Below are 16,368 nucleotides of genomic sequence, written 5' to 3'. Positions count from 1 at the left end.
AGAATTCAGAATTTAAGCGGTGAGTGAAAATCTGAAATCTGAAATCTGAAATCTGAAATCGACAAAATAAAAAACCGCTGCAAAACAGCGGTTTTTTTTCAGCTACAAATTAAGTGTCAATTACTGACCTTTAATTTCGCTACGACCATTGTAAATCGCTTTTTCAGCTAGCTTTTCTTCGATACGAAGAAGTTGGTTGTACTTAGCAACACGGTCAGAACGACACAGTGAACCAGTCTTAATTTGGCCTGCCGCAGTACCCACAGCTAAATCAGCAATAGTTGCATCTTCAGTTTCACCTGAACGGTGTGAGATAACCGCTGTAAAGCCCGCTTCGTGCGCCATTTGAATTGCTTCAAGTGTTTCAGTAAGTGAACCGATTTGGTTAAATTTGATTAAGATTGAGTTACCAATCTTTTCATCAATACCACGCTTTAAGATCTTAGTATTAGTTACGAATAAATCGTCACCAACTAGCTGTACTTTGTCGCCGATCTTATCTGTTAGTACTTTCCAACCTACCCAGTCGCTTTCGTCTAAGCCGTCTTCAATTGACACAATTGGGTAACGTGCAGAAAGATCCGCTAAGAAGTCGGCAAAACCTTCTGAATCAAATACTTTACCTTCACCTTTCAGGTCGTACTTACCGTCTGTGTAGAATTCAGATGAAGCACAGTCTAACGCAAGCGTTACATCTTCATTCATTTTGTAGCCAGCAGCTTCAACCGCTTCAACGATTACAGCAAGTGCTTCTTCGTTAGATGATAAGTTAGGTGCAAAACCACCTTCATCACCAACAGCTGTGTTTAGGCCACGTGCGCTAAGTACTTTCTTCAGGCTGTGGAAGATTTCTGCACCCATGCGAAGTGCTTCTTTAAAGTTAGGTGCGCCTACTGGCTGAACCATAAACTCTTGAATGTCTACATTGTTATCCGCGTGCTCACCACCGTTAATGATGTTCATCATAGGTACTGGCATTGAGTACTTACCCGGCGTGCCGTTTAGTTCTGCAATGTGTTCGAATAACTCTTGGCCTTTGTCTTGTGCTGCTGCTTTAGCATTTGCTAGAGACACAGCTAGAATCGCATTCGCGCCCAGTTTTTCTTTGTTTTCTGTGCCATCAAGATCAATCATGATGCCATCAATGTCTTTTTGCTGGTGAGAGTTTTTGCCGATTAAAGCGTCAGCGATTGGACCATTGATGAAATTCACCGCATTTAAAACACCTTTACCTAAGTAACGGCTCTTGTCACCATCACGAAGTTCTAGTGCTTCGCGGGTACCCGTTGATGCGCCCGATGGTGCACATGCACGACCCCAAATGCCGTTTGCTAAATGTACTTCAGCTTCAACAGTTGGGTTACCACGTGAATCCATTACTTCACGACCAATGACTTTTACGATTTCAGACATCTTATATCCTCTTTCCCATAAAGGTTGTTGTGCTAAGCCTGCGAAGGGTTCAAAATCACAGGCAGTTAAAATAAAAAAGCCGCGACACAGGTCACGGCTTAGTAATTAATTTTCGTCTTTTTGTTGCGCGTATGCTGCACCCACGAAGCCTTCAAATAAACGGTGGCCATCGCGAGGTCCTGAGGTAAACTCAGGGTGGAACTGAGCCGCTACAAACCACGGGTGGTTCGGATGCTCAATCATTTCTACTAGCTTCTTATCTTCTGATAAGCCAGAGAACACCAAGCCTGCTTTCTCAAGTTGCTCAACGTAGTGGTTATTCACTTCGTATCTGTGACGGTGACGTTCGAAAATCTCTGGCGCGCCGTATACTTCACGTGCTTTTGTACCTTCAACTAAGTGACACTTTTGCGAACCTAAACGCATTGTACCGCCAAGGTCAGACTCTTCAGAACGTTGTTCAACGTTACCTTCTTTATCTAACCACTCAGTAATTAAGCCAATTACTTTATGTTCAGCGTCTGCATCAAATTCAGATGAGTTTGCGCCTTCAAGACCAGCAACATTTCGTGCAAATTCAATTAAAGCAACCTGCATACCTAGACAGATACCTAGGTATGGTACTTTGTTTTCACGTGCGTATTGTGCAGTTAAAATCTTGCCTTCAACGCCACGACCACCAAAGCCACCTGGTACTAAGATACCGTCAAGACCCGCAAGCATCTCAACGCCTTTTGTTTCAACGTCTTGTGAATCTACATACTTAATATTAACCGTCACGCGGTTTTTAAGGCCTGCATGCTTAAGTGCTTCGTTAACTGACTTGTAGGCATCTGGTAATTCAATGTATTTACCAACCATACCAATCGTTACTTCACCGTTTGGATTTGATTCTTGATATAAAACTTGTTCCCACTCAGCAAGATCCGCTTCAGGTCTTTCAATGTGGAAACGACGACATACTAAATCGTCAAGACCTTGCGATTTAAGCAACGCAGGAATTTTATAAATGCTGTCGACATCTTTTAATGAGATAACGGCTTTTTCTTCTACGTTAGTGAATAACGCAATCTTCGCACGCTCATTCGCAGGAATTTGGCGATCTGAACGACAAATAAGGATATCAGGCTGAATACCAATCGAACGTAACTCTTTTACTGAGTGTTGTGTTGGTTTTGTTTTCACTTCGCCCGCAGCACCAAGGAAAGGCACGAGTGTTAAGTGCATATATAGTGCAGCTTCACGGCCAAGCTCAGTACCCAATTGACGTAATGCTTCAAGGAAAGGTTGTGATTCAATATCACCTACCGTGCCGCCAACTTCAACGATAGCAACATCATAACCTTCTGCACCATCCAGTACACGACGTTTGATATCGTTTGTAATATGTGGAATAACTTGAATAGTTGCGCCAAGGAATTCACCACGACGCTCACGACGTAATACGTCTTCAAATACACGACCCTGCGTAAAGTTGTTACGCTTGGTCATTTTGGTGCGAATAAAACGCTCATAGTGACCTAAGTCTAGGTCAGTTTCAGCACCGTCTTCAGTAACAAATACTTCACCGTGCTGAATAGGGCTCATAGTGCCAGGATCAACATTAATGTAAGGATCAAGCTTTAGAATCGTTACGTTTAGACCGCGCGCTTCTAAGATTGCAGCCAATGATGCTGCAGCAATACCTTTACCCAAGGAGGAAACGACCCCGCCTGTAACGAAGATAAATTTTGTATTCATGTGAACCCTAAGATGTCAGGAATTAATAGACAATATTGCCGTTAAAGGCAATCAACAAGACGGGAAAACATTATACTAAAAGTTGCCATTTTGCTCAAATGAAATTTACGCTTTCTCAAGCTTTTTAACACGCTGCCAAACCGCTTCCATTTCTTCAAGGCTTGCTTCTTTAATTGGTTTTGATTTGGTAATGGTTAATTCAACCGAATTAAAACGCCTTACAAACTTATTATTAGCGTTACGCAGTACCTGCTCAGCGTTAAACCCTGAATGGCGAATTACATTTACCAAAGCAAACAGTAAATCCCCCAACTCTTCAGCTAACTTTTCATCGGGTCCGTGAGATTCTAACTCTTCGCGTACTTCTTGAAACTCTTCTTCTACTTTATCAAGCGCGCCTTTGACTGATGGCCAATCAAAGCCAACACTGGCAACTCGTTTTTGAATTTTTTGCGCGCGAGTCAGCGCTGGTAATCCATGTGGGATATCATCGAGGGTATTCGTTTTTGATTTTTGTTTACGCTCAGCTGCTTTTTGTTCTTCCCAATTTGCTTTTAACTGCGCTTCAGAAAATACCTCTTGATTGGCAAATACATGAGGGTGGCGGCGCACTAATTTATCGCAAATGGCCGCAACAATATCGTCAAAGTTAAATAACTGCTGCTCTTTGCCAAGTTGGGCATAAAAGATAATTTGAAACAGTAAATCACCCAACTCATCTTTAAGTTCAAGCAAGTCCTCTCGTTCGATACAATCGGCTACTTCATAGGCCTCCTCAAGAGTGTGCGGTACAATTGAGGTGAAATCTTGCTGTAAGTCCCAAGGGCAACCACCATCGGGGTCACGCAGTTTACTCATTATATTAAGCAGAATTTCAATATTATGACTTTGACTCATTAGGTTCTTACCGCCGAAAAAACGCCATCAACTTGCGATAGCTTAACTAACAGTTTATTCATCTGCTCAACATTGTTGATTTCAATTTTCATTTCAAAAATCGCGGTTTGACGCGCATTATTGGTTTGCAGATTCATATTCAGCACATTGGTTTTCTCATTAGCAAGCACTGACGAGATATCACGCATTAATCCTTGGCGATCGTTTGCTTCAATGCGAATCGTTACCGCATAGTGTTCACACACTTCATCGGCCCAGCTTACATCAATAAAACGCTCTGGAAATTGGCTTCGTAAATGTTCTAACTGCTCACAGTCACTACGATGCACTGCAATGCCGCGCCCTTGAGTTATAAACCCTTGTACGCTATCGCCCGGCACTGGTTCACAACACTTGGCAACATGGCTTAATAAACTGCCTACACCATCAACAACAATACCGTTTTTATCGCCTTTGCGCGGTTTTGCTGATTTACGAAACTTGGGTAGCTCATCATCTTGCGGCAGATGTTTATTTTGTAAAAAGTTAATCAGCTGATTTATACGCACATCCGCTGCACCAACCGCAACTTGTAAATCTTCTATCGAATTCAAGTTAAAACGCGTCAATGCAGGTTTTAAGTCTTTGGTTTGCAAACTCAGTTTAGCAAGTTCCGCATCCAGAATTTCTTTACCAGCGGCAAGGTTTTTATCGCGGTCTTGTTGCTTAAACCAGTGGTGAATTTTAGAACGTGCACGTGACGATTTCACGTAACCTAATGATGGGTTTAGCCAATCGCGACTTGGATTAGGCTCTTTCTGCGTAAGAATTTCAACTTGGTCGCCAGTGTGAAGTTCATGGGTAAACGGCACAATTTTGCCGAATACTTTTGCACCGATACAGCGGTGTCCAACATTCGAGTGAATGTAATAAGCAAAATCAAGCGGTGTCGCACCCTTTGGTAAGTCGAGAATATCGCCGCGTGGTGTAAATACGTATACACGATCTTCCACAACTTGGTTTTTAAGCTCTTCAGCAAACTCTTCGTCGTCGACAACTTCTTCTTGCCACTGTAGTAACTTTCTTAACCAACTGATTTTTTGTTCGTAACCTGAATTTTTACCTGGCAATGACCCCTCTTTATAAAGCCAGTGCGCGGCAACCCCAAGCTCCGCATCTTGGTGCATCGCTTGGGTGCGAATTTGAATCTCAACAGTTTTGCCTTCGGGTCCAAATACAACCGTGTGAATAGATTGGTAACCATTCGCTTTTGGTGTGGCAATGTAATCATCAAACTCTTTATTGAGATGACGCCAGTTAGTATGCACAATACCAAGCGCCCCATAGCAATCTTGTAATTCGTTAACCACTACGCGCATGGCGCGAATATCAAATAGCTGATCAAATTCGTAATTTTTGTTTTGCATCTTTTTATAGATGCTGTAAATGTGTTTTGGCCGACCGTAAACTTCGGCTTCAATACCAGACTCAGCAAGCTTAGCTTTTACTAATGCCACCATATTGCTCATATAACTTTCACGAGCAATGCGCTTATCATCGAGTAATTTAGCGATTTCTTTGTATTTTTCTGGATGAAGGTAACGCAGTGAAAGATCTTCAAGTTCCCACTTTAACTGACCAATACCCAAACGGTTCGCCAGTGGTGCAAATATATTGTCGGTTTCTTTGGCGGCAATTACCCGCTCTTCTTCAGAGGCATTTTTTAGCTCGCGCAATAAACACACTTGCTGCGCGAGTTTGATTACCACAGCGCGCACATCTTCCACCATTGCCAATAGCATACGGCGGATATTATCAATTTGTGTACTGCCTTTGCCCTGGAAGCTCAGCGCACCGAGCGCCGCCATTTGCTCAACACCTTTTAAAAGCTCTACGACTGATCGTGAAAAATGTTTGCTTAAATGTTCTTTATCGAGCTTGCCGTTTAAATAAAGCGGCGTTAAAAATGCGGTTAACAGGGTTTCGGCATCCATATTAAGCTCTGCGAGAATTTCGACAATTTCTTTGCTAGCAGGCAAACTGCTTTCAAATTCGTCGTCTAATTTTTTTTGCTCGCAATATGCTAGGCAATAATCATAAGCACGCTCAAGCTGCTGTTGCTTATCGTCGCTTAAGGCCAACATCTCTAGCCACGCTTGATAGCCCTCTAGATTAGCAAGTAAGTGCGATTGCCTAATGGATACCATGTCTATTAATTCTCCTTTTCAAACAACGCCATCGTTTCAATATGGGACGTATTAGGAAACATATTCATCAATGAGATTTTACTCACCTTAAAGCCCGCGTTAATTAAAAGCTTGCTGTCACGTGCCATGGTTACTGGGTCACATGCAACGTAAAGTATACGAGAAAAACGCTTTAATTTAAGTTGAGTTAGAATATCAAACGCCCCCATACGCGATGGGTCTAGCAATAGTACCGAATACTCACGATTAAACCAGTCTTGCGACTTAATATTTTCAGTTAAATCTTGGCAATATAAATCGATATTGGTTAGTTGGTTATGTGCTGCGTTGCGTTTGGCAAGCTCAATTGCCGAAGCGACCCCTTCCACCCCAACAACCGTGTTCGATTGTGTTGCAAGTGGTAAGGTAAAATTACCAACACCGCAGAATAAGTCGAGTACATTGTCTTGTTTAGTGAGGTTCAGCCACGTAAGTGCCTGTTTAATCATGGCTTGATTAACCTCAGCATTGACTTGAATAAAGTTATCAAAACCAAAAAACAAGGTTAATTGATAATCATCCAATTGGTAGTAAGGTAATTCATCGCCTGTAAAAGTACCTTTTTCGCTATTTAGCACCAACTGCCAATCATTTTCATGGCAAATACGCTGGAGCTTTGCAATATCACTATCTTTTAGCGGCTTAGTGTGGCGCACAATTAAATAGTTACCGCTTTCTACCGAACACAATTGCAAATGTGAAATCGCATCACCCGCTTTCAACTCCGGGAGCAAGTTACGTATCTCGGTAAAAACCGCTTGCCAAGGTTTAACGAGCACGTCGCAGCGTTCAATATTAATAATTTTCTTTGATTGCTTTTGTCTGTAGCCAACCAAAAAGTTATCTTTTTTCTTATCGTAAATCACCGCAATACGGCCACTACGACGATAATGAGTCGGGTCGCTTGCTAACGCATCACACCAAGGTAAATTATTTACCTCGGCGAATTTTTCAAACAATTTAGTTACTGCCGCCTGCTTTTCAATAACTTGTTGAGCAACCTCTAAATGCTGTAATTGGCAACCGCCACATTGGCCGTAATGTTGGCAAAATGGCGCAACGCGATGCTCACTTAGCGTAATCACCTTAACGGTTTGGTATTTTTCGAACTTACTTTTATTCGCCAATTGTTTAGCTAAAACGGTTTCGCCTGTTATTGCCCCTTCAACAAATGCGACTTTTTTATTGCTGCGCGTTACACCTAGCCCTTCATGGTTCATGGAGTCGATGCTTAATGTTTGTTTCTCTGCTGAAAATTGCTTTTTTTGCGGTTTAAAAAACCTTGCCACTGTGATTACCCTATAAATTGTTTGCCTAATATCGCTTTAGTCTTTAACCTTAACTCAGTGTCATAATAATTTATTATAACAATCGCACCCGATGAGTAGATTTGGCTTAAGAGACTGGATAATACTATTAACTTTAGTACCCACCTTAACGGTAGGTATTATCCTAGGCAGTTATTTTACCTTAACTCGCTATCAAGAACTTAACGATTTTCTCACCGAGCAGGGTCAAACTATTTCTACGCCGCTGGCAAAAGCCATTGAGCATGCGCTAAACAGCAACAATATTGTTGAATTAAAGTCGGTGATTAGCGATACACACAATCAACACGCCCCACTAATAAAATCAATTGTATTATTCAACGCCGATCATAAACTCATTCTCACCAGTAACTATTACCCAGAGATAGAAGAGTTTAAATTTGAGAACGGCAATGCATTGCCAAAACAGCTTTACATTAAACAATTTGAAAAAAGCATTCTGTTTTCGCTACCAATTTTCGATAAAAACGCACTTTCACAAGACAGCTTATTAATTTCCCAGCATTTACCAGTAAAAGCCTATGTAAACGTAGAAATTAGTAACGATCGCGCAGTGATTGCGCGACAAAGTGCTTTGCTGTTTAGTATTGTGATTATTGGTTTAGCCGTAGCCATCGCGTTAGTAATTGCGTTTCGTTTTTCTAATCGCTTAAGTGACCCAATCAAAAAGCTGGTGTTTGCGGTTGACCAACTAAAAAGCGATGAATTAGAAACCGGACTCGATGAGCGTATGGCAGGCGAGTTTGAAATTTTAAGACGCGGACTTAATGATATTTCGGCCAATATGGTTACGCAAAAAGATGAAATGCAGCGCCATATCGACCAAGCCATTAGCGATTACCGCGAAACGCTTGAACAATACGAAACACAAAACATAAAGCTAAATTTTGCCAAGCGCGAGGCGCAAAGGGCAAACCAGGTTAAATCCGATTTCTTAGCGAAAATGAGTCATGAGCTCAGAACGCCGCTTAACGGTGTTATTGGCTTTACCCGCCAGTTATCTAAAACACCGCTCAATAAACACCAAAAAGATTACCTCGATACCATTGAATTTTCGGCAAAAAGCCTGCTCACTATTATTAGTGATATTCTAGATTTCTCAAAGCTTGAAGCGGGTGCAATGGAACTTGAGCATATTCATTTTCAATTGCGCGACACCATTAACGAGGCACTCACCTTATTAGCGCCGAACGCTCACGAAAAGCACATTGAATTATCGCTATATGTTGCTGATGGGATTTCCGATCATGTGATTGGCGACCCTACCCGCTTTAAGCAAATTTTAATCAACCTTATTAGTAACGCGATTAAATTTACAGACAATGGTAGCGTTACTATTGACGTAACCGGCCGTATGTTAAGCGACCATAAACAAGCACTGCTTATTTCTGTCAAAGACACCGGCATTGGCATCGATAGCAATAAGCAAGATTCGCTGTTTTTGGCGTTTGGTCAGGCCGATTCCAGCATTACCCGTAAGTTTGGTGGTACCGGTCTAGGTTTAATTATTACCAAACACTTAGTTGAAGCTATGGGCGGTAAAATTTCCTTAAATTCAGCGCTAGGTAAAGGCAGTTGCTTTACCTTTAATGCTGAACTTGAAATTCCAAAACATCAATATGCGATAGACTTACCACTTGGTCCGTTAGAGCAAAAACGCGTGTTATTCTTTGAACCATTTGAACACAGCTTTGAAGCTGGCAAAGAATTGTTAGAAAGCTGGCAGTTAAATGTGACTGCATGTGCAACATTTGGCGAATTGGAAGAATCGCAAAATCAGGCGTTTAATTTTGATATTGGCCTACTTGCAGTGAACATTGATCCCAACGACCTACACGCATGCCGTGAGTTAATTAAGCGTGCACGGGAAAAATGCGATTACCTATACGTATTGGTTAATACCATATCGCATAGCTATCGCGAGGTAGTGATTAATGCAGGCGCCGATGCGTGTTTGTCTAAGCCAATGAACCATCGCAAACTGTGTCATACACTTGCCGCCCCATACAGACTTGATCATCCAACAATTAGTACTCCAGCAACAGATAAAGAAACGTTGCCATTAAAAGCACTCGTGGTGGATGATAACGATGCTAACTTGCGCTTAATGTGTGCGCTACTTCGCGACAAAATTGAAAGTTTTGATACCGCACACAATGGCGCGCAAGCGGTTAGCCTTGCAAAAAGCCGCAAGTACGATGTGATACTGCTTGATATACAAATGCCTATTATGGACGGCGTAACCGCGTGTAAATTGATTTTGGAATCATCACTTAATGAGCAAACACCGATTATTGCCGTGACCGCACACGCTCTTGCCAGTGAAAAAGAATCGTTACTTAGTAATGGCTTTACCAGTTACTTAACCAAACCGATCGATGAAGAAATTTTAATGAAAACCATCGCAGAGTTTGGTTCAAAAGATTATCAACCGAAAGTGCAACCCGCCAAATTAATTAGCAGTGAACCACCGTTTTCGAGCAATATGATTGATTGGCAGTTAGCATTACAACGCGCTGGAGGAAAAGAAGATCTCGCGAACGAAATGCTGAGCATGTTACTGCTAAGCATTCCCGAAACACAAAAGTTAATTAGCGAAGCCTTTAGCGATAGTGACAGTAAAGAGCTATTAAGTATTATCCATAAATTTCATGGCGCCTGTTGTTACACTGGCGTACCCAAAATCAAAGATCTCGCAGAAACCATCGAAACTGCGTTAAAACAGGCACAAGCGCTCAAAGACATAGAACCAGAAATATTTGAACTGCAAGATTGTTTATCGAGTTTGATGCAAGATGCTGGCGCAATTCAGAGTGTAGAGTAGAAGTTTACCGTTAAAGTAGACTGAAGATTTTGACGGGGACTTGTGAGTTTAATCTCATCTAAATAATGAAATAAGTACTGGAGTGTCGCTGCTTTTAAAAGCAGCGACAAACACAATTTACATTCTTGCTTCTAGCATTAAGCGCTTCATATCTGAAACGGCTTTTGCTAAGCCATCAATCGCTGCACGTGCAATAATTGCGTGGCCAATATTAAGCTCGTAAATTTCTGGAATGGCGGCGATTGGTTTTACATTATGATAATGCAAACCATGACCTGCATTTACGGTTAAACCTAAACCTGCTGCATATTTACAACCAGTGGCGATTCGCGCGAGTTCTTCATCACGGTCTTTATCGTTTTCAGCGTCTGCATACGCGCCGGTATGAATTTCAACGAATGGCGCTTTTACTCGAGCACATGCATCAAATTGCGATTCAATTGCATCAACAAACAGCGAGACTTTAATACCGGCTGCACTGAGTTTTGCTACTGCATCGGCAATTTTGGCTTCGTTGCCAACTACATCTAGGCCGCCTTCAGTGGTAAGCTCTTCACGTTTTTCTGGCACTAAACATACGTATTCTGGATTTACCTCAAGCGCTATACCTATCATTTCATCGGTAACGGCCATTTCTAAATTCATACGTGTTTGAATGGTTTTTGCCATTACATATACATCACGGTCTTGAATATGACGGCGGTCTTCACGTAAGTGAATAGTAATACCATCTGCACCAGCGTGTTCTGCAACGGTTGCTGCATGTGCTGGGTCTGGAAATTGCGTGCCACGGGCTTGTCTTAACGTTGCGATATGGTCAACATTGACCCCTAATAAAATATCTTTCATAAATTAAGATCCAAATAATTCTCGGCTTTTCAGTTTTTTATACCCTAAAAGCGGATTAAGTAAATAGCGTGCCAGTTGTTTTGCTAATGTGCGCGTTAGCTTATCAGAAAAGTCTAAGCATGCAATTTGTTGTATTTGCTTTCCACTTAAACCTCGGCGACTACCTTTTAACGACAACCAACCCAGTTCATTTTGATACTGGTAGTACGTATCATCTTTCAATTCAGAGCCGTGAGCGTCAAAAGAAAAATCTAACCCTACACCTAGCGCTTCTAATAATTGAAATTCAAACGAACGTAAAATGGGTTCGTAGTCTTCATCATTCGCTAACTGTGTTAGATGCTGATGATACAGCTCATATATTTCATCAAGTGGTTCATTGATAGGTGTTAAGCGAGCGGTCAATTCGTTGAGATAAAAACCACAGTACAACGCTTTATTTTTGAGTGCGACAAGGCTCTCGAGCTCGTATTGGTTTAAGTATTTGATATCGCCTTTGCCAGCATATTGTACGCTAAGGCGACTAAATGGTTGTAGATTGGCTTTTTGTTTGATGCTATTACGGCCCTTCACACGAGCCAACAAGCGGATATGACCAACACCTTGTACCAACAGGTCCAACATTAACTGCGAGTCGCTAAATGGACGTGAATGCAGTAAATAAGCTGGCACAAAGTGTTGCATTGATTAGGCCTTAGTCTTCACCATAGCCTAAGCTGCGAAGTGCGCGTTCATCATCAGCCCAACCTGATTTCACTTTTACCCAAAGTTCTAAGAACACTTTATTATCAAGCATTTCTTCAAGATCTTTGCGTGCTTCGCGGCCGATTACTTTAAGCTTTTCGCCTTTATTACCAATTACCATGCGTTTTTGTGTTTGGCGCTCAACCAAAATTAAGCCGTTAATTTGCCAAACGCCGTTATCCATCCATTTAAACTGTTCAATTTCAACAGTCACGGAATACGGGAGTTCATCACCCATAAAGCGCATTAGCTTTTCGCGGATCACTTCGGCTGCTAAAAAGCGCATTGAGCGATCGGTTACGTAATCTTCAGGGAAGTAAAATTCACACGCTTGTAAGGTGTTATGAACGTGCTGTTTAATTTGCTCAACGCGCTTGCCGTGCTTTGCTGAGATTGGGATCATATCAAGGAAGTTACCCTTGGTTGCTAACCACTGCAAATGTGGCAGTAACTCTTCTTTTTCCTTAACGTTATCTTCTTTGTTAATTGCAAGAATCACCGGCACGCCACTGCCCATGACCTTAGTAAGTACCATCTCGTCGTCGTCTGTCCAACGGGTACCTTCAACCACAAAAATAATCAGTTCCACGTCGCCAATTGAGCTTGATGCAGCGCGGTTCATTAAACGGTTAATTGCGCGTTTTTCTTCACTGTGAAGACCTGGAGTATCAACGTAAACGGCCTGGTATTTGCCTTCAGTATGAATACCCATAATGCGGTGACGCGTGGTTTGCGGCTTACGTGAGGTAATACTGACTTTTTGCTCAACCAAACGGTTTAATAACGTTGATTTACCTACATTTGGGCGACCAACAATCGCAATCATGCCACAATGGGTATCAATTGGTGCATCTAACAGGTCTTTATCAAGCGTCATCTTTAATCATCTTTAATGCAAGCTCAGCTGCTTTTTGTTCTGCTTTACGACGCGAACTTCCTTTAGCTACTACTTGAGGTTTATTCTCAATTAAGCACTCAACCGTAAATACTTGGTTGTGCGCTTGCCCTTTAGTATCAATTACATTATAGCTAGGCAGAGGGATCTTGCGGGCTTGCAGATACTCTTGTAGCAAGGTTTTTGGGTCTTTTTGATTATGCCCAGGGGTAATTGCTTGTAAACGCGTTTGATACCAGTTAAGTACTAATTCACGACATGTTTCAATGTCTGAATCTAAAAATACAGCACCTATAATTGCTTCAACGGCATCAGCAAGCGTTGATTCACGGCGATAACCACCGCTTTTCAGCTCACCCGGACCTAGGCGAAGAAAGTCGCCTAGTTCAAACTCCACACCAAATTCCGCCAATGTTTGACCGCGTACTAGCGTTGAGCGCATACGGCTTAAATCGCCTTCACGGGCTTTTGGAAATTGATGATACAAAGCATCAGCTATAACGAAGCTCAAAATCGAGTCACCTAAAAACTCAAGGCGCTCATTGTGAGCACCTCGGTAACTTCTATGGGTCATTGCTTGCTCTAGCAAGCGAACGTCGTTAAAGCTGTAACCTATCTTCTTAAATAATAAGTTTACGTCTTTAGTCATTATTAACTTGTTAAAAGGTTATTGAATTTTGCCAAGGCGTTCAAAGCGCACACCAGTTGGCACCCAAGACGGTAATAAACTGTCTTTGTCTTCTGAAAAAGTAAAGCTCATCCAAATAAATACTGCTTTACCTACTAAATTTTCTTTTGGTACAAAACCCCAAACACGGCTATCTTGGCTGTTATCGCGGTTATCACCCATTGCAAAATAATGGCCTTCTGGTACGCGCCATTCGTCTTGTGCCGTACCCGCTTGCTGATAATAGCGACCTGATAGTTCAGGCATTGCTGGGTTAATTAAAATATCGTGTGTTAAACCTGAAAGCTGTTCTGTCGCGCGAATTTGTGGCACACCAGCGAGCATAAACTCACCTTGATTTACCAGTTCACGTTCCATTTTATTAAACTGACCACAAGTTAAGCCTTGGCTGTCACTTTGCCCTGCATCACATTTAGGTTTAATGTAAATTTCTTTATTGCGATAAATAATAGTATCGCCCGGTAAACCCACTACACGTTTAATAAAATCAATTTTATCGTCTTCTGGGTATTTAAATACAAACGGATCACCACGCTCCGGCGTGCCAACATCCATCAGTTGCGAGCGCCAAACTGGGTCTTTTACACCATAAGAGTACTTTTCCACCAGAATGAAATCACCTTTTAACAAGGTCGGCATCATTGAGCCCGATGGAATTTGAAACGGTTCATACAAAAACGAACGGAAAATAGTAATGGCGGCAACCATAGGAAAAATCGACTGCGCTGTTTCAGCAATTGAATGCTGCGGTGCAATCTGCTCGATCACTTCTTCGGTTAACGGCACACCACTTGCGCCTTGCGCCACGGCAATACGCTCTTTACGCTTAGGAGCGTAAACTAAGTGATCGATTAACCAAATTAGGCCCGAACCTAAGGTCAACAATACTAAAAATATTGAAAAGTAACCCGCCATGTCATTAACTCCTTACTTGCCCACTTTCAAAATGGCTAGGAAGGCGTCTTGAGGTACTTCAACATTACCGAGTTGTTTCATACGCTTTTTACCTTCTTTTTGTTTTTGTAATAGCTTTTTCTTACGTGATACGTCACCACCGTAACACTTCGCGATTACGTTTTTACGAAGTTGTTTTACAGTAGTACGTGCAATTACGTGCCCGCCGATAGTTGCTTGAATTGCAATATCAAACATCTGGCGCGGAATAAGCTCTTTTAATGCTTCCGCTAATTGACGACCACGTGATTGAGATGCCTCACGGTGACAAATGATTGCCAGTGCATCAACACGGTCACCATTGATAAGAATATCTACACGTACCATGTCTGCTGGTTGGAAATGCTTAAAGTTATAATCAAGAGACGCAAAACCACGGCTGGTTGACTTCAATTTATCAAAGAAGTCCATTACCACTTCGCCCATTGGCATTTCGTAGGTAATCGCTACTTGGTTGCCGTGATAAGCCATTTTTGTTTGCATACCGCGTTTTTCAACGCACAGGGTAATTACGTTACCAAGGTACTCTTGCGGCACAAGAATATTTGCTTCAACGATTGGCTCACGAATTTCTTCAATATTACCAACTGGCGGTAAATCAGACGGGTTATCGATGTGAATAACGTTGCCGCCCTTTTCAACAATCTCATACACTACCGTTGGTGCAGTAGTGATTAGATCCATGTCGTATTCGCGCTCTAAACGCTCTTGGATAATTTCCATGTGTAGCATACCCAAAAAGCCACAACGGAAACCAAAACCAAGTGCTGTTGAGTTTTCTGGCTCATAGAATAACGACGCATCGTTTAAGCTTAGTTTTGATAGCGCATCACGGAAGCTTTCGTATTCATCTGATGAAATTGGGTACATACCCGCATACACTTGCGGTTTTACCTTTTGGAAACCCGGTAATGGAGCATCAGCTGGCTGACGTTGCAAGGTGATGGTATCACCTACTGGTGCACCGTGAATATCTTTAATACCCGCGATAACAAACCCTACTTCACCCGTTCTTAACGTGCCCGTTTCAGTTTGTTTTGGCGTGAAGATACCTACTTTGTCGGCGATGTGAACTTGACCATTTGACATGATCTGGATTTTATCGCCTTTTTTAAGCTCGCCGTGTTTAATACGCACTAGTGATACAACGCCCTGGTATGGGTCAAACCATGAATCGATAATCAGCGCTTGTAATGGCTTTTCTGGATCACCTTCTGGTGGTGGAATATTTTTAACAATGTCTTCAAGTACCGCGTCGATACCTAGACCTGTTTTCGCACTACACTGAGTTGCACCCGTTGCATCAATACCAACGATATCTTCAATTTCTTCCGACACGCGATCAGGATCAGCTTGCGGTAGGTCGATTTTATTTAGAATTGCGAGTACTTCTAAATCCATTTCAATCGCGGTGTAACAGTTAGCAACTGTTTGTGCTTCTACACCTTGACCAGCATCAACTACTAATAATGCACCTTCACACGCTGCTAATGAACGCGAAACTTCATAGGTAAAGTCAACGTGTCCAGGTGTGTCGATAAAGTTTAGTTGGTATGTTTCGCCGTCGTTTGCAGTGTAGTTTAGCGTAACACTTTGCGCTTTAATGGTAATACCACGCTCACGCTCAAGGTCCATTGAATCCAGTACCTGCTGTTGCATTTCGCGATCAGATAAACCACCACAGACTTGGATTAAACGATCCGATAAAGTCGATTTACCGTGATCAATGTGGGCAATAATAGAAAAGTTACGAATGTGCTTCATATGTTGGATTCAATACTTCTAAATAAATAGGGTTCAAAATCAAAACG

Annotated in this window: 12 protein-coding genes; 1 reads left to right on the top strand and 11 read right to left on the bottom strand. The window is 42.0% G+C overall.

The window, feature by feature from the left end:
* Positions 1-120: 120 nt before the first annotated feature.
* The 5 genes from eno to rlmD form a co-directional block, all read right to left on the bottom strand.
* On the bottom strand, positions 121-1,413 hold the full coding sequence (gene eno, locus L1068_RS09260; protein ID WP_237130030.1) for a phosphopyruvate hydratase: 1,293 nt from the start codon (positions 1,411-1,413) through the stop codon (positions 121-123).
* Positions 1,414-1,518: 105 nt separating this feature from the next.
* Positions 1,519-3,153: a CTP synthase gene (locus L1068_RS09255; RefSeq protein WP_100912894.1), complete on the bottom strand. Its 1,635-nt coding sequence runs from the start codon at positions 3,151-3,153 to the stop codon at positions 1,519-1,521.
* 105 nt (positions 3,154-3,258) lie between these two features.
* On the bottom strand, positions 3,259-4,050 hold the full coding sequence (gene mazG / locus L1068_RS09250; RefSeq protein ID WP_237130029.1) for a nucleoside triphosphate pyrophosphohydrolase: 792 nt from the start codon (positions 4,048-4,050) through the stop codon (positions 3,259-3,261).
* Positions 4,050-6,236, bottom strand: a complete 2,187-nt coding sequence (gene relA, locus L1068_RS09245) for a GTP diphosphokinase (protein WP_237130028.1) — start codon at positions 6,234-6,236, stop codon at positions 4,050-4,052. The genes mazG and relA overlap by 1 nt, the downstream gene beginning before the upstream one ends.
* Before the next feature lie 5 nt (positions 6,237-6,241).
* Entirely contained in the window at positions 6,242-7,564 is a 1,323-nt protein-coding gene (gene rlmD, locus L1068_RS09240; protein ID WP_237130027.1) for a 23S rRNA (uracil(1939)-C(5))-methyltransferase RlmD, read from the bottom strand.
* Positions 7,565-7,655: 91 nt separating this feature from the next.
* Here rlmD and barA point away from each other — a divergent pair, with 91 nt between their 5' ends.
* Positions 7,656-10,427 (top strand): two-component sensor histidine kinase BarA, encoded by a 2,772-nt coding sequence (gene barA, locus L1068_RS09235; RefSeq protein WP_237130026.1) that lies wholly within the window; start codon positions 7,656-7,658, stop codon positions 10,425-10,427.
* A 117-nt stretch (positions 10,428-10,544) separates the two neighbouring features.
* On the opposite strand, the gene pdxJ is transcribed toward barA, so the two are convergent.
* The 6 genes from pdxJ to lepA are packed head-to-tail and all read right to left on the bottom strand — an operon-like array spanning position 10,545 to position 16,321.
* The gene (gene pdxJ / locus L1068_RS09230) at positions 10,545-11,276 is read right to left on the bottom strand and encodes a pyridoxine 5'-phosphate synthase (RefSeq protein ID WP_237130025.1); all 732 of its coding nucleotides are present in this window, start codon (positions 11,274-11,276) and stop codon (positions 10,545-10,547) included.
* A 3-nt stretch (positions 11,277-11,279) separates the two neighbouring features.
* On the bottom strand, positions 11,280-11,960 hold the full coding sequence (gene recO / locus L1068_RS09225; RefSeq protein ID WP_237130024.1) for a DNA repair protein RecO: 681 nt from the start codon (positions 11,958-11,960) through the stop codon (positions 11,280-11,282).
* Positions 11,961-11,970: 10 nt separating this feature from the next.
* The gene (gene era, locus L1068_RS09220) at positions 11,971-12,897 is read right to left on the bottom strand and encodes a GTPase Era (protein WP_237130023.1); all 927 of its coding nucleotides are present in this window, start codon (positions 12,895-12,897) and stop codon (positions 11,971-11,973) included.
* A complete protein-coding gene (gene rnc / locus L1068_RS09215) occupies positions 12,887-13,564 on the bottom strand; it encodes a ribonuclease III (RefSeq protein ID WP_010560767.1) in 678 nt (225 codons plus the stop codon). Before rnc ends, era begins: the two co-directional genes overlap by 11 nt.
* 18 nt (positions 13,565-13,582) lie before the next feature.
* On the bottom strand, positions 13,583-14,518 hold the full coding sequence (gene lepB, locus L1068_RS09210; protein ID WP_237130022.1) for a signal peptidase I: 936 nt from the start codon (positions 14,516-14,518) through the stop codon (positions 13,583-13,585).
* Positions 14,519-14,530: 12 nt separating this feature from the next.
* The gene (gene lepA, locus L1068_RS09205) at positions 14,531-16,321 is read right to left on the bottom strand and encodes a translation elongation factor 4 (RefSeq protein WP_054978572.1); all 1,791 of its coding nucleotides are present in this window, start codon (positions 16,319-16,321) and stop codon (positions 14,531-14,533) included.
* Between the last annotated feature and the right edge of the window lie 47 nt (positions 16,322-16,368).

This window comes from Pseudoalteromonas sp. MMG024 (assembly GCF_021654175.1).
GTDB lineage: Bacteria > Pseudomonadota > Gammaproteobacteria > Enterobacterales > Alteromonadaceae > Pseudoalteromonas.
The sequence above is the reverse complement of the archived record's forward strand: the minus strand, read 5'-3'. Positions and strand labels throughout refer to the sequence as shown.

Excerpts from the sequence above, each read along its gene's own strand:
- eno (WP_237130030.1), bottom strand. The coding sequence starts at position 1,413 with ATGTCTGAAATCGTAAAAGTCATTGGTCGTGAAGTAATGGATTCACGT.
- L1068_RS09255 (WP_100912894.1), bottom strand. The coding sequence starts at position 3,153 with ATGAATACAAAATTTATCTTCGTTACAGGCGGGGTCGTTTCCTCCTTG.
- mazG (WP_237130029.1), bottom strand. The coding sequence starts at position 4,050 with ATGAGTCAAAGTCATAATATTGAAATTCTGCTTAATATAATGAGTAAA.
- relA (WP_237130028.1), bottom strand. The coding sequence starts at position 6,236 with ATGGTATCCATTAGGCAATCGCACTTACTTGCTAATCTAGAGGGCTAT.
- barA (WP_237130026.1), top strand. The coding sequence starts at position 7,656 with ATGAGTAGATTTGGCTTAAGAGACTGGATAATACTATTAACTTTAGTA.
- pdxJ (WP_237130025.1), bottom strand. The coding sequence starts at position 11,276 with ATGAAAGATATTTTATTAGGGGTCAATGTTGACCATATCGCAACGTTA.
- recO (WP_237130024.1), bottom strand. The coding sequence starts at position 11,960 with ATGCAACACTTTGTGCCAGCTTATTTACTGCATTCACGTCCATTTAGC.
- era (WP_237130023.1), bottom strand. The coding sequence starts at position 12,897 with ATGACGCTTGATAAAGACCTGTTAGATGCACCAATTGATACCCATTGT.
- rnc (WP_010560767.1), bottom strand. The coding sequence starts at position 13,564 with ATGACTAAAGACGTAAACTTATTATTTAAGAAGATAGGTTACAGCTTT.
- lepB (WP_237130022.1), bottom strand. The coding sequence starts at position 14,518 with ATGGCGGGTTACTTTTCAATATTTTTAGTATTGTTGACCTTAGGTTCG.
- lepA (WP_054978572.1), bottom strand. The coding sequence starts at position 16,321 with ATGAAGCACATTCGTAACTTTTCTATTATTGCCCACATTGATCACGGT.